We start from the raw sequence: 16,590 nt of genomic DNA, 5'->3' as shown, positions 1-16,590 counted from the left end.
TGGTGGGAGGAGCTGACCGGGGCGGGCGGTGAGGGCATGGTCGTGAAGCCGGCCGCCAATCTCGTCCGGACCGCGAAGGGTCTCGCGCAACCCGGCCTGAAGGTCCGCGGCCCGGAGTACCTGCGGCTGATCTACGGCCCCGACTACACTGAGCCCGCCAACTTCGCCCGCCTCCGCGACCGCAACCTCGGCCACAAACGCTCCCTGGCCCTCCGCGAATACGCCCTCGGCATCGAGTCGTTGGAGCGCGCCGCCCGAGGCGAGCCGCTCTGGCGGATCCACGAATGCGTCTTCGCCGTACTGGCGTTGGAATCGGAGCCCGTCGACCCGCGGCTGTGACGGTGACCGCATCGCTATCTGATGACTAACGTCCGAAGGATCGGAGGGCCCGCCTCCGGTTGTTCGGACGTTAGGGGAACCTGCAGCTAACGCGGCGCCGAACTCCCTTCCCCGAACCTCGTGCAACGGTCGCTGGTGAGGTGACGGGAACGCGGGCGGAAGTCACCTTGAGCACGCATCAACCGTCTGGCGTCCACCCCAACGGTCGAACCGTGCTCAACGTCGTACGGGCTCGTGAGCGGTCAGAGGAGTTGGCGGGTTAGGGAGTCGGCTACGAACTGTTGGAAGTCGGCGGGGGTCCAGTCGGATTCGTCTACCAGTTCTTGGTAGACGCCCGGGGCGGCCAGGGCTCGGAAGATGGCTTGGGCCTGGGGTAGGGGGATGCGGAGAGTCGGTTGCAAGGACTCGATGATCGCGTCCATCACCTGGTTGCGGCCGGCTAGTTTGGCGCGGAGGAGGGCCTTGGTCTCGGGGCTCTCGTCGGTGGCGGCTTCGAAGATCAGTACGACGTCGAAGCCGGCGGCGTACAGGTTGGTGAGCCAGCCGGCGGCGGCGCGGAGGCGGGCGGTCGGGTCTTCGATCGCGAAGACCTCTTGGGCTCGCTCGAGGGCGCCGGCCTCGGCCAGCCAGAGGTCGCAGATCAGCGAGAGGATCTCGCGCTTGGTGCCGAAGGCGGAGTAGATCGTGCGGGTGGCCACTCCGGCGTCTTTGGCGATCGCGTCGATGCTGGTCGCCCCGTAGCCCTGGGCGGCGAACAGCCGGCGCGCGGATTGGGCGATCCGGATCCGGGTCTCCTCCGCCTGCACCTGGCGATAGGACTTGACAGCTTCGGCCATGTCGGCACACTATCACTGTGTTCAGTGCAGTAGCACTGCAGCGAGTGCACAGAGAGTGCAACGAGAGATCCTCAGGGGGAGACATGGCTGCCTACAAGACATTGCCGGGTACGACGACGACGAGTGGTCCGCTGGCGGTGCTGGAGCGGATCCTGCACGAGGGATTCGCGACCGGGAACGACGCGATCGTCGACGAGGTGTGTGCGCCGGACATGATCGAGCATCAGTTCGGGCTGGCCGGCCGTGGTGACGAGGCGCGGGCGAACGTGAAGGCGGCGATCCGGCAGGTGCACTCGATGATGCCGGATCTCGTGTACACGCTGGAGGATTCCGTGGTCGTCGGTGATGTGGTGTGGGCGCGCGGCCGGGCCCGGGGGACCGCGACCGGCGGGTTCTTCGGTCCGCCGAGCAACGCGCCGATCGACATGGCGCTGTTCGAGATGGCGCGGGTGGTGGACGGGCGAATCGTCGAGCACTGGGGGTGTCCGGACCGGTTCGCCCTGCTTGCGCAGACCGGCGTACTGGAGAAGTTGCGCTAGGAAAAGGGTTGGCGGAATCGCTTGGCAAGGTGTGACATTGCACCTAGGGTTTGTGCAATGTCACACCGCACTGAGCTGGATGTAGAGCTGACGGGTGGTCTGCTGCAGGCGTGGCAGCGGCGGAACCGGGAGGCGACGATCCCGCATGCGATCCGGGAGCTGCGGGCTGCGGGGAACCTCGACAACCTCCGGCGGCTCGCCGATCCGGGCGTCGGGCCGTATCGCGGGCGGTATCCGTTTCTGGATACCGATCTGTACAAGACACTGGAAGGTCTCGCCTACGAGGCGGGTCGGGACGAGGGAGTGCGCGAGTTCTACGACGAGGTCGTCGAGCTGCTGCAGGAGGCGCAGGCGGACGACGGGTATCTGAACTCGTACTTCCAGGACCCGGACCAACCGAAGCAGCCCTGGTCCGACCTCGCGTGGGGGCACGAGCTCTACAACCTCGGGCACCTCGTCCAGGCGGCGGTGGCGGCGCACCGGCAGCTCAACGACGACCGACTGCTGATCGTCGCGCGGAGGTTCGCGGACCTCGTGGTGGGCAAGTTCGGGCCGCAGGGTGAGCCGGGGATCGACGGGCATCCCGAGGTCGAGATGGCGCTGGTCGAGCTTTATCGTGAAACCGGCGAACTCGCCTACCTGACCCAGGCCGAGCTGTTCGTCGAGCGCCGCGGCCGCGGGAACCTCGTGCGAACGATCTTCCCGGGGGAGTACTTCCAGGACCACGTGCCGTTCCGGGAGCTGCCGTCGGTGATCGGGCACGCCGTCCGGATGGCTTATCTCGCGGCCGGAGCGGCGGACGTTCATCTGGAGACCGGGGATCCGACGCTGCTGGCGGCGCTGGAGCGGCTGTGGGACGACATGGTCGCGACCAAGCTGTACCTGACCGGCGGGCTGGGCAGTCGGCACTCCGACGAGGCAATCGGCGACCGGTACGAGTTGCCGTCCGAACGCGCGTATGCCGAGACGTGCGCAGCGATCGCGCTCATGCAGTGGGCCTGGCGAATGTTCCTCGCCACGGGCAAAGCGTCGTACCTGGATGCCTACGAGACTGTGCTCTACAACGCTTACGCCGTTGGGCTTTCGGCAGACGGTATGGCGTTCTTCTACGACAACCCGTTGCAGCGGCGACCGGATCACGAGCAGCGGTCCGGGGCGGAGAGCGGTGGTGAACCGCTGCGGCGCGCGTGGTTCGGCTGCCCGTGCTGCCCGCCCAACATCATCCGCTGGATGTCCGAGCTGCAGGACCACCTCGCCACGGCCGGCCAGAACACCCTGACGATAGGCCTGTACGCCGACGCGCGGATCAGCACCGGGGAATTCACGGTCACGGTCAGCACGGACTATCCGTGGGACGGCGAGATCGTGGTCACCGTGGTGGAGGCGCCGGCGGCGGAGCAAACGCTCGTGCTCCGGATCCCGGCGTGGACGCAGGACGCTCGGCTCGACGGCGAACCGGTGACGCCGGGCTGGGCGACAGTCCGACGATCCTTCAAACCTGGTGACAGCATCAATCTTTCGTTGCCGATGGCACCGAGAGCGCACGGATCACACCCGTACCTGGACGCAACCCGCGGAGCGATCGCGGTTGCGCGCGGTCCATTGGTTTATTGCGTCGAGCAACAAGATTCCGAAACGCCGGTCGACGATCTGCTCCTGTCGGCAACAGCGGTCCAGGCCGCGACCGCCCGGCGGCAGGACGACCACGTCGTACTGGATCTGACCGCGGCGGCGGCACCGGCTCCGCCGCGCGAGCTCTATCCCGTGCTGACCGGACGGGCCGAGGAGCCCGTCGGCACGCCGGTTCCGGTGACGTTCGTTCCGTACTTCCTGTGGGGCAACCGTGAGGCGTTGGCCATGCGCGTGTGGCTGCGAAGCGAAGGAGAAGGCAGATGAAGAGAACTTCCATGCTGGTGGGGATGGTGGCCTCGGCCGCCCTCGCGCTCACCGCGTGCGGCGGCAACGGGAATGGGGCCACCGGTGACTCGGCCGGTCCCGGCAGCAAGGCGGTCCAGGGCGGCACGGTGCAGGTGCTCGCGAACGCGGCGTTCTCGCATCTGGACCCGGCTCGTGGTTTCGACGGCGGTGTGAACAACTTCTACCGGTTGATCTATCGGACGCTGACCACCCAGGGGGCCGCGCCCGGTGCCGAGGGCACCAAGATCGTTCCGGACTTGGCAACGGACACCGGCAAGGCGTCCGACGGTGGCAAGACCTGGACCTTCACGCTCAAGGACGGACTGTTCTTCGAGACCGGCGCCCCGATCACCAGCGCCGACGTGAAGTGGGGCGTCTCGCGCGCCTGGGACCCCGAGGTCGGCATCGGTTCGCCGTACGCGAAGCAGCTGATCGACGCACCCGCGTCGTACCAGGGGCCGTACAAGTCGGGTGACCTGCCGACCATCACGACACCGGATGCGAAGACGATCGTGTTCAAGCTGAAGAAGCCGTTCGCGGACTTCGGCAGCGTCGTCGCGCAGAACACCTTCACCCCGGTACCGAAGGGACAGGGCGAAGGGAACCAGTTGGACGGCAAGCCGATCGCGTCGGGCCCGTACAAGGTGTCCGAGTTCAAGCCCGGTGCCGCGCTGAAGCTTGTCCGCAACGACAAGTGGGACAAGAAGACCGATGCCGTCCGGAGCGCGAATCCGGATGGGTTCCAGTGGACCTTCGGCCTCGATCCCGCCACGATCGACGAGCGGATGATCGCCGGCCAGGGCACGGACGGGGACGCCATCGCCGGGAGCGTCGCGGCGGCCAGTGTGGCCCGGATCCAGACTCCGCAGCTCAAGCAGCGGACGATGACCGGCATCAACGGCTGTACGACGTACATGGGTCTCAACACCACGAAGAAGCCGTTCGACAACGTCAAGGTCCGGCAGGCGATCAACCTCGCGGTGAACAAGCAGACGGTCCGGGACGCGGTCGGTGGATCGGCGCTCGCCGATATCGCCACCAGCATCCAGCCGCCGTCGGTGGCCGGCCGGGTCGACTACGACCCCTATCCGAGCCCCGACCACAAGGGTGACGTCGAGGCCGCGCGCAAGCTGCTCACCGAGGCCGGATTCGAGGCGGGCTTCCCGCTGACACTCGACATCCGTGCGCAACCGAAGATGCAGGCGATGGCAGTCGCTATCCAGCAGGCGCTCGAGCCGCTGAAGATCACCGTCAAGATCAACACGATCGACACGGCGACGTACTACGAAGTGATCGGTACGACGTCGCAGCAGCACGACGCGGCGATCACCGGCTGGTGCCCGGACTGGCCGTCCGGCGCGACCTTCCTGCCGCCGCTGTTCGACGGTCGCAACATCACCCCGAAGGGCAACTCGAACCTCGCCCAGCTGAACGATCCGGGCGTGAACGCGAAGATTACCGAGATCTCCGAGCTCACCGACGTACAGGCGGCCAACACGGCGTACGGCGAACTGGACAAGCAGATCATGGCGCTCGCACCGGTCGTCCCGCTGCTCTACGAGAAGGTGCTGATGCTTGTCGGCAGCAACATCGGCGGCGCGTATCTGCACGACGGCTACTCCGGTGGTATCGACCTGGTGTCGGTCGGTCTCCAGAACGCGGGGAAGTAGTAGCCGATGACAACGACCCCGACGTTGCTCGAGGTCGAGGAGGTGGGAACCCCGGTCGCGGCCGGTGGTTCCCCGGCCTCGGCCCGGCGGATCCTCAGGATCGTCACGCGGGACAAGGGTGCACTGGCCTGCGTGCTGTTCCTGGCGATCGTGGTCCTGATGGCGGTCGCCGCGCCGCTGATCACCAAGCTCAGCGGCTGGGGACCGTACGCGTTCGACTCTGCGGCGATCGACTCCTCGCTCGGTGGCGTTCCGCGGGGTGCGCTGGGCGGGATCAGCGGCGAGCACTGGTTCGGCGTCGAGCCGCAGAACGGCCGGGACCTGTTCGCCAGGATCGTGTACGGCGCTCGCGTGTCGATCACGATCTCGTTGTCGGCGACCGTGCTGACCGGGGTACTCGGCGTCGTACTCGGCATGCTGGCCGGGTTCTACCGCGGTTGGGTCGACCAGGTGATCTCGCGGGTGATGGACTTCCTGATGGCGTTCCCCGCGCTGATCTTCATGATCGCCATCCTGTCGTCGCTGCCGGCGGGGAACCGGCCGGTGCTGCTGGTCGTGGTGATCAGCGCGTTCGGCTGGCCCTATCTGGCCCGGGTGATCCGGGGGCAGACGATGACGCTGGCCGGTCGTGAGTTCGTCGAGGCCGCCCGTGCGTCCGGTGCCAAGGACCTGCAGGTGGTGTTCCGCGAGATCCTGCCGAACCTGCGCGGCTCGATCGTGGTGATGACGACGCTGGCGATCCCCGGCTACATCGGTACCGAGGCCGGGCTGTCCTTCCTCGGCGTCGGCGTCTCACCGCCGACCGCGTCCTGGGGCCAGATGATCTCGAGCTCGGTGAGCTGGTACTCGGTCGACCCGATGTTCTTCGCGATCCCGGGCGCCTTCCTGTTCCTCACTGTCCTGTCGCTGACGGTCCTCGGCGACAAGATCCGCACTGCGATCGACCAAGGCGAGGCAGCCTCATGACGCGTTATGTCCTCGCGCGGCTCGGTGGGGTCGTGGTGATCCTGCTGGCCGTCTGCCTCTTCACCTACCTGATCTTCTTCAAGCTCTCGCCGGATCCGGCGGTGATGATCTGTGGCAAGACCTGTACGCCGGAACGCATCGACTCGATTCGTTCGGTGCTCGGCCTGAATCAGCCGATCCTCACCCAGTTCGGGGAGTTCTTGCGCGGGATCGTCGCCGGCCGCGACTACGGAGCGGTGCATTGCCCGGCGCCCTGTCTGGGCTACAGCTTCCAGACCAACGAGTCGGTCTGGAGCATGCTCACCAGCCGGCTCCCCGTCAGCATCACGGTCGCTGTCGGCGCCGCCGTACTGTGGCTGCTGGCCGGTGTGATCGGTGGTCTCGTGAGTGCCGTCAAACAAGGCACGTGGTGGGACCGTACGGCGATGGCCCTCGCGCTCGGCGGTGTGAGCGTGCCGAACTACGTGCTGGCGCTGGTGTTGCAGTACGTGCTGGTGGTCAAGCTGCAGGTGCTCCCGTTCCCGTCGGCTCCGGCTTTCGGTGACGATCCCGTGCTGTGGTTCGAGTCGTACCTGATGCCTTGGGTCGTGCTGGCCGTCGGCTACGCCTGTCTGTACGCGCGGCTGACCCGGAGCAACGTGATCGACACCTTGTCCGAGAACTACTACCGGACCGCGCGGGCCAAGGGATTGGGCGGCGCGCTGATCATGCGGCGGCACGCGCTGCGCCCCGCACTGACCCCGATCGCCACGATCTTCGGAATGGACTTCGCCGGGTTGCTCGGCGGTGCCCTGATCACCGAGACCGTGTTCGGGCTGAACGGGATCGGCAAGCTGGCCGCCGACTCGATCGCGAAGAACGATCAGCCGGTGATCATGGCGGTGACGCTGCTGGCCGCCTTCTTCGTTGTCATCGGCAACGTTGTGGTCGACCTCGTCTACACAGCACTGGACCCGCGAGTCAGGGTGGTGTCGGCATGAGCGACGAACTGTTCGTGGTGGAAGACCTGACCGTCACCACGTCGACCGGCCGCGGTCCGGTCGACGTGGTGAAGAACGTGTCGTTCACTGTCGGCCGCGACGAGACACTCGGCATTGTTGGCGAATCTGGGTCGGGCAAGTCGATGACGGCCCTGGCTGTGCTCGGGCTGCTACCAAGAGGAGCCCGTACGTCGGGCAGCGTGCGACTGGACGGGACCGAGCTGCTCGGCCGGTCGGACCGTGAGTTGCGGCCGATCCGCGGGAACGCGATCTCGATGGTGTTCCAGGATCCGCTGTCCTCGCTGAACCCGTATTACACGGTGGGTCTGCAGATTGAGGAGATGTACCGCACGCACCGCGGCGGATCGCGGAAGGCGGCTCGGCAGGTGGTGATCGAGGCGCTCGAACAGGTCCGGATCCCCGACGCGGGCCGGCGGATCGACCAGTATCCGCACCAGTTCTCCGGTGGCATGAGGCAACGGGTGATGATCGCGATGGCGTTGTGCTGTTCGCCGTCGCTTCTGATCGCCGATGAGCCCACGACCGCGCTGGACGTGACCGTGCAGGCGCAGATCCTCGAGCTGCTGGCTGAGCTGCAGTCGACCACCGGGACCGGGATGATCTTCATTACCCACGACCTGGCGGTGATCAGTTCGATCGCCCAGCGGGTGCTGGTGATGCGCTCCGGTGATCCAGTCGAATACGGGACCGCCGAGCAGGTGTTCTCCGACCCGCAACACGACTACACGCGGATGCTGCTGGACGCCGTACCGAGGATTGACGACGAGGTTGCCTCATGACGCTGCTGCAGGTTCAAGGAGTCGTCAAGGAGTTCAGCACGCCTGGGGCTCTTGGCCGCAAGTCGACGTTCACGGCGGTGGACGACGTGAGTTTCGACGTCGAGCTCGGCGAGACGCTCGCGGTTGTGGGGGAGTCGGGCAGCGGGAAGTCGACCACTGCGCGGATCGCGGCCCGGTTGCTGGAGCCGACTCGGGGGACCGTGATCTTCGATGGTGTGGACGTAACCCGGGCCCGAGGCAAGGAACTCGCACGGTTCCGCAACGACGTGCAGGTGGTGTTCCAGGATCCGTTCTCGTCGCTGAACCCGCGGTACACCGTGGAGCGGATCATCACCGCGCCGTTGAGTTACCAGGGCATCAAACCGGCGGAGGGGTACCGGGCTGCCGCGCAGGAGTTGATGGAACGGGTCGGCCTGAATCCGGACCACTGCCAGCGGTACCCCGCGCAGTTCTCCGGCGGCCAGGCGCAGCGGATCGGAATCGCCCGCGCGCTGGCCGTCAACCCGAAGCTGGTGATCTGCGACGAGGCGGTGTCGGCGCTCGACGTGTCGATCCAGGCGCAGGTGCTGGAGCTGCTGATGCGGCTCCAGGCCGAGAGCGGGTTCAGCTACATTTTCATCGCGCACGATCTGGCCGTGGTCCGGCAGATCTGCCACCGGGTGGCCGTGATGAACCAGGGCCGGATCGTCGAGCTCGGTACCCGTGAGCAGGTGTTCGGCGACCCGCAGGACGATTACACGCGGACGCTGCTGGCCGCCGTACCGCGGATCAATCCGGAGTGGGACGCCAAGCGCCGGCAACGAAAGGTGACGCTGTGATCAGCTACACGATTCCCGATCTGCATGTCCGCGAGCACACGGTCGAGGTACCGCTGGACTGGTCGGATCCGTCCTCGGAGTCGATCGCGGTCTTCGCACGAGAGCTTGTCGAGCCGGCGCGCAAGGACGAGGACCTGCCGTGCCTGCTGTTCCTGCAGGGCGGACCGGGTGGGAAGAGCCCGCGGCCGGTCGGTTCGATGCCGTGGATCGGGCACGCGCTGAAGACCTACCGGGTGATCCTGATGGATCAGCGTGGCACCGGTCGCAGTACGCCGGCCAGTGGGCGGCGGATGGCGTCGATGTCGGCTGAGGAGGGCGCCGACTACCTGGCGTGCTTCCGGGCTGACTCGATCGTGGCGGATGCCGAGCACCTGCGGAAGACGGTCTTCGGGGGTCGCCGGTGGTCGACGCTCGGGCAGAGCTACGGCGGTTTCTTGACGCTGGCCTATCTGTCTCGCGCGCCCGAAGGGCTGGTCGCCTGTTACGTGACCGGCGGGCTGCCCGGGCTGGAGCCGTCTGCGGCCGAGGTGTACCGGCGGACCTATCCCCGGGTGGCCGCCAAGAACCACGAGTACTACGCCCGCTTCCCGCATGACGTCGAGCAGATCGGCCGGATCGCGGATCGGTTGGCCGCCGACGATGTTCGGCTCGCCGATGGGGACCGGTTGACGGTACGGCGGTTCCAGTCGCTCGGTATCGACTTCGGGATGAAGCCCGGGTTCGAGCGGATCCACTGGCTGGTCGACGAGGCCTTCGACGGCGACGAGCTGTCCGAGACGTTTCTCGAGCAGGCTCGCGGACTGTCGTCGTACCGGACTGGCCCGTTGTTCGCGGCGCTGCAGGAGAGCTGCTACGGATCCGGCGATGGCGCGACCGGCTGGGCGGCCGAGGCGGAGCGGGCGCGGCGTCCGGAGTTCGCCGAGGAGGCTCGGCCGCTGCTGCTGACCGGCGAGATGATGTACCCCTGGATGTTCGCCGAGATCAGCGGACTGCGCCCGTACCAGGGGGCGGTCGAGCTGCTGGCGCGGCGGTCGCACTGGCCCGAGCTGTACGACCTTGAGCGGCTGGCGGCGAACGACGTACCGGTTGCTGCTGCGGTGTACTTCGACGACATGTACGTCGATTCCGGGCTGCAACTGGATACCGCGCGCCGGGTCGGCAACGTGCAGGCGTGGGTGACGAACGAGTACGAGCACGATGGGATTGGTACGGCGCGAGTCTTCGAGCGGCTGACCGAGTTGGTCCGGTCTGTCGGGGGTGGCGTCGCGGCGGGCTGAGCGCCGTACAGGACAATGGGCGGCGACCCAAGGAGGTGGAGATGGCTGCCGATTCGATCGGGCCGCTGCCGAGTGTCCGGCGGCTGGACCAGCGGGAGAACCTGCGTGACAGCGTTGCGAACGCGCTGCGTGCTGCGGTCATCTCCGGTGAGCTGGAGCCGGGGGAGGTGTACTCCGCGCCGATGCTCGGGGCCCGCTTCGGGGTCTCCGCGACCCCGGTCCGCGAGGCGATGCTGGATCTCGTCCGGGAGGGCCTGGTCATCTCGCTGCGGAACAAGGGCTTCCGGGTCACCGAGGTGTCCGAGGAGGACCTGGACAATCTGGCGGCACTGCGGCAGCTGATCGAGCCGCCGACGGTGCGCGACGTCGTACCGGTGATTCCGGCCGCGGACTTCCCGGAGCTGCGGCGGCTGGCCGACGACATCGTGGTGGCGGCCGAGGCCGGTGACCTGATCGCCTACATCGAGGCGGACCGGGTCTTCCACGTCACGCTGCTCGCGTACTCCGGCAACCAGAAGCTCGTCGACGTCGTCTCCGACCTGCGGTCCCAGACCCGGCTGCTGGGACTCACCCCGCTGGTCGAGAGCGGACGCCTGGTCGCGTCGGCCGAGGAGCACCACGAGCTGGTCGAGCTGGTCGAGGCACGCGACGGTGACGGCGCTGAGCAACTGATGCGCCGCCACATCGGCCATGTGCGCGGGCTCTGGGCCCGCTCACCCTGATTCAGCTCAGGTTGAGCGCCTGCTGCGCGGTGTCGGCCGCGTCGGCGCCGTACGCGCTCGACATCCGCTCCAGGAACTTGGCGCGGTTCAGGCTGTACTCCTGGGTGCCGACCGTCTCCAGGACGGTGGTGGCCAGGGTGCAGCCGATCTGCGCGGACACCTCGTGCTCGAGACCGGCCGCGCGACCGGTCAGGTAGCCGGCGCGGAAGGCGTCGCCGCCACCGGTCGGGTCGACCAGACCCGGCGCCGGGACCGAGGGAACCTTGGTGATGATGCCGTCGGCGTTCTCGATCACGACGCCGTCGCCACCGTGCGTGGTGACGCGGACCCCTACCTTGCTCAGGATCTCGCCGTTGCTCCAGCCGGTCTTCTGCACCATCAGGCCGGCTTCGTACTCGTTGCTGAACAGGTACGTCGCGCCGTCGATCAGCCGCTGGATATCCGTGCCGTCCATCCGGGCCAGCTGCTGCGACGGGTCCGCGGCGATCGCGATCCCGTGCTGGCGGGCCAGCTCGGTGTGTTTGAGCATGCCCTCAGGGTCGTCGGCGCCGACCAGGACCAGGTCGATCCCGCCCGAGGCCGCGTGGATCGCACTCAGGTCGAGCTCGCGGGACTCGGCCATCGCGCCGGTGTAGAACGAGGCGATCTGGTTCGCGTCGAGGTCCGTCGTACAGGTGAAGCGGGCGGTGTGGACGTTCGCACAGACGCGCACGTGGGACACGTCGACACCGGCCTCGGCCAGCGCCGCGCCGTACTCGGCGAAGTCCGCGCCGACCGAGCCGAGGAGCAGCGACGGACGACCGAGCTGGGCCATCCCGTAACAGATGTTCGCCGCGACGCCGCCGCGGTGCACGACCAGCTCGTCGACCAGGAACGACAAGGAGACCTTGTGCATCTGCTCCTCGAGGAACTGGTCCTTGAAGCGACCGGGGAACGTCATCAGGATGTCGGTTGCGATCGATCCGGCGACGGCGATCTGCATGCGGGGTGCTCCTCGGGTGGGGTGCTTGTGCGGCGTTAGGACAACCCATAGAGACTACAGCCGACCGTTCTAATACATGGAGGGGTACTGATGGGCTCACAAGTTCAGGTAACGGACGAGCTGCACGACTACATGGTGGCGCACGGCACACCGCTGGACGAGATCGCGACCGAGCTGGTGGCCGAGACCCAGGCGCTCGGCGACGTCTCCGAGATGCTGACGACGGCCGACCAGGCGGGGCTGCTGACCACGCTGACCCGGCTGACCACGGCGCGCCGAGCGGTCGAGATCGGGACCTTCACCGGTTTCTCCGCCCTGGCGATCGCGCGCGGGCTGCCGGACGACGGGCAGCTGATCTGCCTGGACGCCAGCGAGGAGTGGACCGCGATCGGGCAGAAGTACTGGGAGCGGGCCGGGGTGAGCGGCAAGATCGAGCTGCGGATCGGTGACGGGCACGAACTCGCGGCTTCGTTGGAGGGATCGTTCGACCTGGCCTTCGTCGACGCCGACAAGCCCGGGTACATCGACTACTTCGAGAAGCTGGTCCCGCTGATCCGGCCGAACGGCATCCTGCTGTTCGACAACACGCTGGCCGGTGGCCGCGTGGTGAACCCGGATGGCCCGGAGGACCGCAAGGAGTTCAACGCCCACATCGCCGCGGACAAGCGCGTCGACGTGACGATCCTCGGGATCGGCGACGGACTGACCCTGGTCCGCAAGAAGTGAGCGCGGCGACGCCGCGGCTGGCGATCGAGGACCTGCAGCACAAGTACGGCGACCGGCCGGTGATCGAGGGGCTCACCTTCACCCTGGACGCCGGTCAGGCGATCGCGCTCGTCGGGCCGAACGGCGCCGGCAAGACCACCGTGCTCAAGTGCATCGTCGGCGCGGCCGAACCGGCGGCAGGCACCATCCTGCTCGACGGCGAGCCGATCGACGAACGCTCCGAGGCCGTCCGCCGCGCCGTCGCCACCCTGCTCGACGACCTCGACTTCTTCCCCGACCTGACCGCGGCCGAGCACCTCGACCTGCTCGCCCGCGCGCACGGCAACGCGACACCCGAGGACCTCGTCGACACGCTGCTGGACGACATCGGGCTGTTGCCGGCCGCTGATCAGCTGCCGGGTTCGCTGTCGTCCGGTCAGCGCCGCCGGCTCGCGTTGGCGACCACGCTGGTGCGCCCGCGGAAGCTGTTGGTCCTGGACGAGCCCGAGGCGCGGCTGGATGTCGACGGTGTGCGCTGGCTGTCGGAGCGGCTGATCGAGGAGAAGAAGTCTGGTACGTCGATCCTGTTCGCGAGCCACGATCCAGCCCTGGTCGAGGCGGTTGCGGACTCCGTCGTGACGCTGACGCCGCTGCCATGAGTGAACCGGTTGTGTACGACCCCGCGGATTTCGGGGCGATCCCGACACCCCGCGCGCTGCGGAAGTGGATGCGGGAGACGCGGCGGAAGCATGCGGATCGCTCGTTCGGGCAGCTGTTCGAGGACGTCTACCTGGTCATCTTCACGCTCGCCATGCTGGGCGCGACCGGCGGTAACGTCGTCAAGCACCTGAACGCCGACATGGCCACCTGCGATTCCCAGCACTGCTGGCGGTTGTGGGAGGTGATCCCGTACATCCTCATCCCGTTGCTGGTGGCAACGACCTTGCGGGCGCTGGTGAGTATCGGTCCGGTGTCGGGTTCGCAGGCAACCGGTTTCTGGCTGCTCGGTACGCCGGTCAACCGCAGTGCGCTGCTGCGACCGACGTACTGGAAGGCGATGGCCGGTACGGCGGTGCTCGGCGGACTCGTGTCGACGGTGGCGTGGGCGGTGCTCGGTTCGCCGTTCACGTCGTTGGTCGAGGTGTCGATCGTGACGACGGCGCTGATGATCTGTGCTGCGTGTGTGACGGTGTGGGCGCAACAGGCGGAACGACGGACCTGGTGGACGTTGCGGGTGGCCGACGTACTGCTGGTGGTCGCTGCAATCCCCGCAGTATGGCTGGCCGTCCAGCGCTTCAGGGAGCCGCAGGTCCAGTTTGCCAACGTCATCCTCTATCTGACCCCGAGGTACGCGGATGAGATGCCCGCGAGGAGTCTGCAGGACTTCCGGGTGCCGCTGATCGGGTTGGTCTCGCTGGTCGTCGTACTGGGGCTGGTTGTGTGGACTGCGCGGACGCTCGGCCGGTTGAGTCGGACGAGTGTGATTGCGGGCGGCGAGTTGCTGGCCGGCCTGGCTGGTGCGGCGAGCAGCCTCGATCCGAGCATGCTGGCTGATGTGGTGTCCGGGCGGCACTGGCGGTTGCGCGGGCGGGCTCGTACGCGGCGGGGTCGTGGGTCTGAGGGAGCCGCGCTGATCCATCGGGAGTTCGTGCGGATCCTGCGGTGGCCGCGGCGGTTGGTGATGGCGTTCGCGTTGCTGGTGGTGCCGTATGCGGTGGCCGGGGCCGGGTTCGATCCGCTGGTTCCGATCGCGGCCGGGTTCGCCGGGTTCGCGGCCATCCGGCCGTTGATGGACGGGTTGCGATCGGTGTGCCGGTCGAAGGGGCTCGTCCGTGCGCTCGGCTACGACCTGCGCGAACTCCGCATCCTGATGGCGATCGCTCCCGGGCTCATCACGGTCGTGTGGGCGCTGGCGGCGTACCCGATCCTTGGTAGTGGCGCCGCCACGTTCGCCGTCGGCGCGGGCGCGATCGCGGGTGCGGTCCGGCAGGCGTCGGCGCGGCCCCCGTCGTACGCGGGACCGCTGGTCGCCTCGCCGATGGGCGCGATCCCGCCGGGGCTGTTCTCGCAGCCGATGCGCGGGTTCGACGTACTGCTGATCTGTCTGGCGCCGGTGCTGCTCGGGCTCAGCTCAACCTGGCTGCTCGTCATCCCCGGCTTCGTCCTCGCCATCATGTTCTCGCTCCGCCCAAAGACGGACTGACCTGCCGCTGGCCTATCTTGGTGTGGACAGGTACCTTGTATCGCATGGTAGCCGAGAAGGTCTTCACCCAGCTGCGGCGCGGGACGCTGGAGTACTGCGTGCTGGCGCTGCTGCAGGGGGAGGAGCGGTACGGGTTCGATCTGGTGAAGGAGCTCGGGGAGATCGACGGGATGGTCACCACGGAGGGCACGATCTACCCGCTGCTGGCGCGCCTGCGGCGGGAGGGGCTGGTGGAGACCAGTTGGCGCGAGTCCGAATCGGGGCCACCGCGGCGGTACTACCGGTCCACGGCCTCAGGAGGTCAGGCGCTGGCCGACTTCACCGCGGACTGGGAACGGTTTAGGACATCGGTCGACGCGATCCTGCGACGCGGCAACGAGGGGAGACGGAAATGAGCGGGGAACGACTTGTCGCGGCGTACCTGAGTGACCTGGTGCTGGCAGCCGAGCCGCTGCCGGAGGAACGACGTACCGACCTGATCGTGGACGTCACCTCGCACATCGCTGAGGCGCGGGCCGCGGGCGCGACGTCGGACGACGAGATCCGGCAGATGCTCGAGCAACTGGGGGATCCTCGCGACATCGTCACGGCCGCGGCGGACGGGCTGGTGCTGGTCGAGCCGACACCTGCGTCACCTCCGCAATCGCGCTTTCGCGGGCGCGAGATTGCCATCTTCTTCCTGCTGCCGTTCGGGGTCTACATCTTCCTCGTCGGCTGGTTCGCCGGGCTGTATCTGCTGTGGACCTCGGATCGGTGGACCGACCGGGAGAAGTGGCTGGCGACGTTCATTACGCCGTTCGGGTACGCATCGGTTCAGGCCTTCGCGACTGTTGATCTCGGCTACACGCTGCCGGGATGGCTGGGCGTGCCGATCGTCGTCGCGCTCCTGCTGGCACCGCTGGCGATGGTCGTTGTCCTGGCGGCGAAGGGGCGGCCGGGACGGTCATCGCAGTAGGGGCAGGAGCTGGTCGCCGATGCGGATCGTCTCCTCGCGGTACGGCGTATCGGACAGGATGAAGTGCGTGATGCCGAGGTCCTGGTACTTCTTCAGCGACTTCGCGACATCTTCGGCCGAGCCGACGAGCCACGTCGTACCGGCGCCGCCCCCGCCGTACTTCCCGGGTGCCGTGTAGAGGTTGTCGTCGAGTACGTCGCCACGCGCGGCCAGGTCGATCAGCCGCTGCTGCCCGACCGCCTTGAACCAGCGATGGTCGCGATCGCCCGCGTTCTCCGCCATCGTCGCGACCTTGGCCTCGGCGTCTGTCCAAGCCTCCTCGGTCGTGTCGCGGACGAGCGTAGTGATCCGCAAACCGAACTCGAGCGGCTTGTGCTCCCGACCCAGCTCGTCCTGCAGTTGCTTGAGCCGGCTGATCCGCGCGGCGATCCCATCCAGCGGCTCACCCCAGAACAACTGCACATCCGCGTCGGTCGCCGCGACCCGCTGCGCCGCCTCAGACGCCCCACCGAAGTACAACTTGGGCGGTACGACGGGCCTGGTGGCGACCGTGGAATCCGTCACCTGGAAGTACTCACCGGCGAACGTCACGTTCTCCTCGGTCCACAACCTTCTGGTCAGCTGGAGGAACTCCTTCGTGCGCGCGTAACGCTGAGCCTGATCGCCCTCAGAGTCGCCATACGCCCGCAGGTTGTCCTGCCCAGACACGATATTGACCAGCAGCCGCCCCCCACTCAACTGATCCAGCGTCCCCGCCGCCGAAGCAAAATGCGCCGGCCGCCAATACCCCGGCCGAATCGCAACCAGCGGCCGAAAGGACGTCGTACGGGCCGCCAAAGCCGCCGCCACCGTAAACGTATCCGGCCGCCCCCACCCAGTCC

17 protein-coding genes and 1 pseudogene are annotated in these 16,590 nt (G+C 67.5%); 15 read left to right on the top strand and 3 right to left on the bottom strand.

Annotated features, from left to right (window positions below; genetic code table 11):
- Positions 1–339, top strand: a pseudogene (locus E1261_RS33115) (polynucleotide kinase-phosphatase); the annotation flags it as partial.
- Positions 340–581: 242 nt separating this feature from the next.
- Here the strand turns inward: E1261_RS33115 and E1261_RS33110 are convergent.
- Positions 582–1,175 (bottom strand): TetR/AcrR family transcriptional regulator, encoded by a 594-nt coding sequence (locus E1261_RS33110; protein WP_132413615.1) that lies wholly within the window; start codon positions 1,173–1,175, stop codon positions 582–584.
- An 83-nt stretch (positions 1,176–1,258) separates the two neighbouring features.
- Here E1261_RS33110 and E1261_RS33105 point away from each other — a divergent pair, with 83 nt between their 5' ends.
- From E1261_RS33105 to E1261_RS33065, 9 genes are read left to right on the top strand one after another with little or no spacing between them, the layout of a single operon-like run.
- Positions 1,259–1,714, top strand: a complete 456-nt coding sequence (locus tag E1261_RS33105; RefSeq protein WP_132413613.1) for an ester cyclase — start codon at positions 1,259–1,261, stop codon at positions 1,712–1,714.
- 57 nt (positions 1,715–1,771) lie between these two features.
- Positions 1,772–3,610, top strand: coding sequence for a glycoside hydrolase family 127 protein (locus E1261_RS33100; protein ID WP_132413611.1), 1,839 nt, complete (start codon positions 1,772–1,774; stop codon positions 3,608–3,610).
- A complete protein-coding gene (locus E1261_RS33095; protein ID WP_238176573.1) occupies positions 3,607–5,301 on the top strand; it encodes an ABC transporter substrate-binding protein in 1,695 nt (564 codons plus the stop codon). The genes E1261_RS33100 and E1261_RS33095 overlap by 4 nt, the downstream gene beginning before the upstream one ends.
- A gap of 6 nt (positions 5,302–5,307) precedes the next feature.
- Complete coding sequence (locus tag E1261_RS33090; RefSeq protein WP_132413609.1) at positions 5,308–6,267, top strand: ABC transporter permease; 960 nt, start codon at positions 5,308–5,310, stop codon at positions 6,265–6,267.
- On the top strand, positions 6,264–7,247 hold the full coding sequence (locus E1261_RS33085) for an ABC transporter permease (protein WP_132413607.1): 984 nt from the start codon (positions 6,264–6,266) through the stop codon (positions 7,245–7,247). Before E1261_RS33090 ends, E1261_RS33085 begins: the two co-directional genes overlap by 4 nt.
- Positions 7,244–8,047 (top strand): ABC transporter ATP-binding protein, encoded by an 804-nt coding sequence (locus E1261_RS33080; protein WP_132413605.1) that lies wholly within the window; start codon positions 7,244–7,246, stop codon positions 8,045–8,047. Before E1261_RS33085 ends, E1261_RS33080 begins: the two co-directional genes overlap by 4 nt.
- A complete protein-coding gene (locus E1261_RS33075; protein WP_132413603.1) occupies positions 8,044–8,865 on the top strand; it encodes an ATP-binding cassette domain-containing protein in 822 nt (273 codons plus the stop codon). The genes E1261_RS33080 and E1261_RS33075 overlap by 4 nt, the downstream gene beginning before the upstream one ends.
- Entirely contained in the window at positions 8,862–10,142 is a 1,281-nt protein-coding gene (locus E1261_RS33070; RefSeq protein ID WP_132413601.1) for an alpha/beta fold hydrolase, read from the top strand. The genes E1261_RS33075 and E1261_RS33070 overlap by 4 nt, the downstream gene beginning before the upstream one ends.
- A 41-nt stretch (positions 10,143–10,183) precedes the next feature.
- Entirely contained in the window at positions 10,184–10,864 is a 681-nt protein-coding gene (locus tag E1261_RS33065; protein ID WP_132413599.1) for a GntR family transcriptional regulator, read from the top strand.
- A gap of 1 nt (position 10,865) precedes the next feature.
- Here the strand turns inward: E1261_RS33065 and E1261_RS33060 are convergent, their stop codons facing one another.
- Positions 10,866–11,846: a carbohydrate kinase family protein gene (locus E1261_RS33060; RefSeq protein ID WP_132413597.1), complete on the bottom strand. Its 981-nt coding sequence runs from the start codon at positions 11,844–11,846 to the stop codon at positions 10,866–10,868.
- A 90-nt stretch (positions 11,847–11,936) separates the two neighbouring features.
- On the opposite strand from E1261_RS33060, the gene E1261_RS33055 reads away from it, so the two are divergent.
- The 5 genes from E1261_RS33055 to E1261_RS33035 are packed head-to-tail and all read left to right on the top strand — an operon-like array spanning position 11,937 to position 15,709.
- Positions 11,937–12,572 carry an O-methyltransferase gene (locus tag E1261_RS33055; RefSeq protein ID WP_132413595.1) on the top strand — a complete coding sequence of 212 codons (636 nt, stop codon included), beginning with the start codon at positions 11,937–11,939 and terminating at the stop codon, positions 12,570–12,572.
- Positions 12,569–13,210 (top strand): ABC transporter ATP-binding protein, encoded by a 642-nt coding sequence (locus E1261_RS33050; RefSeq protein WP_132413593.1) that lies wholly within the window; start codon positions 12,569–12,571, stop codon positions 13,208–13,210. Before E1261_RS33055 ends, E1261_RS33050 begins: the two co-directional genes overlap by 4 nt.
- A complete protein-coding gene (locus E1261_RS33045) occupies positions 13,207–14,754 on the top strand; it encodes a DUF6297 family protein (protein WP_132413591.1) in 1,548 nt (515 codons plus the stop codon). Before E1261_RS33050 ends, E1261_RS33045 begins: the two co-directional genes overlap by 4 nt.
- 44 nt (positions 14,755–14,798) lie before the next feature.
- Complete coding sequence (locus E1261_RS33040) at positions 14,799–15,149, top strand: PadR family transcriptional regulator (RefSeq protein WP_132413589.1); 351 nt, start codon at positions 14,799–14,801, stop codon at positions 15,147–15,149.
- On the top strand, positions 15,146–15,709 hold the full coding sequence (locus E1261_RS33035; RefSeq protein WP_132413587.1) for an HAAS signaling domain-containing protein: 564 nt from the start codon (positions 15,146–15,148) through the stop codon (positions 15,707–15,709). The genes E1261_RS33040 and E1261_RS33035 overlap by 4 nt, the downstream gene beginning before the upstream one ends.
- Here the strand turns inward: E1261_RS33035 and E1261_RS33030 are convergent.
- On the bottom strand, positions 15,698–16,590 hold an 893-nt coding region (locus tag E1261_RS33030; protein WP_132413585.1), incomplete at its 5' end, for an LLM class flavin-dependent oxidoreductase. The genes E1261_RS33035 and E1261_RS33030 overlap by 12 nt on opposite strands.

The sequence above is a fragment of the Kribbella albertanoniae genome, from assembly GCF_004348455.1.
Taxonomy (GTDB): Bacteria; Actinomycetota; Actinomycetes; order Propionibacteriales; family Kribbellaceae; genus Kribbella; species Kribbella albertanoniae.
Note: the sequence above shows the minus strand (reverse complement) of the source record. Positions and strands in the feature narration are given on the sequence as shown.

Excerpts from the sequence above, each read along its gene's own strand:
- E1261_RS33110 (WP_132413615.1), bottom strand. The coding sequence starts at position 1,175 with ATGGCCGAAGCTGTCAAGTCCTATCGCCAGGTGCAGGCGGAGGAGACC.
- E1261_RS33105 (WP_132413613.1), top strand. The coding sequence starts at position 1,259 with ATGGCTGCCTACAAGACATTGCCGGGTACGACGACGACGAGTGGTCCG.
- E1261_RS33100 (WP_132413611.1), top strand. The coding sequence starts at position 1,772 with ATGTCACACCGCACTGAGCTGGATGTAGAGCTGACGGGTGGTCTGCTG.
- E1261_RS33095 (WP_238176573.1), top strand. The coding sequence starts at position 3,607 with ATGAAGAGAACTTCCATGCTGGTGGGGATGGTGGCCTCGGCCGCCCTC.
- E1261_RS33090 (WP_132413609.1), top strand. The coding sequence starts at position 5,308 with ATGACAACGACCCCGACGTTGCTCGAGGTCGAGGAGGTGGGAACCCCG.
- E1261_RS33085 (WP_132413607.1), top strand. The coding sequence starts at position 6,264 with ATGACGCGTTATGTCCTCGCGCGGCTCGGTGGGGTCGTGGTGATCCTG.
- E1261_RS33080 (WP_132413605.1), top strand. The coding sequence starts at position 7,244 with ATGAGCGACGAACTGTTCGTGGTGGAAGACCTGACCGTCACCACGTCG.
- E1261_RS33075 (WP_132413603.1), top strand. The coding sequence starts at position 8,044 with ATGACGCTGCTGCAGGTTCAAGGAGTCGTCAAGGAGTTCAGCACGCCT.
- E1261_RS33065 (WP_132413599.1), top strand. The coding sequence starts at position 10,184 with ATGGCTGCCGATTCGATCGGGCCGCTGCCGAGTGTCCGGCGGCTGGAC.
- E1261_RS33060 (WP_132413597.1), bottom strand. The coding sequence starts at position 11,846 with ATGCAGATCGCCGTCGCCGGATCGATCGCAACCGACATCCTGATGACG.
- E1261_RS33055 (WP_132413595.1), top strand. The coding sequence starts at position 11,937 with ATGGGCTCACAAGTTCAGGTAACGGACGAGCTGCACGACTACATGGTG.
- E1261_RS33045 (WP_132413591.1), top strand. The coding sequence starts at position 13,207 with ATGAGTGAACCGGTTGTGTACGACCCCGCGGATTTCGGGGCGATCCCG.
- E1261_RS33040 (WP_132413589.1), top strand. The coding sequence starts at position 14,799 with ATGGTAGCCGAGAAGGTCTTCACCCAGCTGCGGCGCGGGACGCTGGAG.
- E1261_RS33035 (WP_132413587.1), top strand. The coding sequence starts at position 15,146 with ATGAGCGGGGAACGACTTGTCGCGGCGTACCTGAGTGACCTGGTGCTG.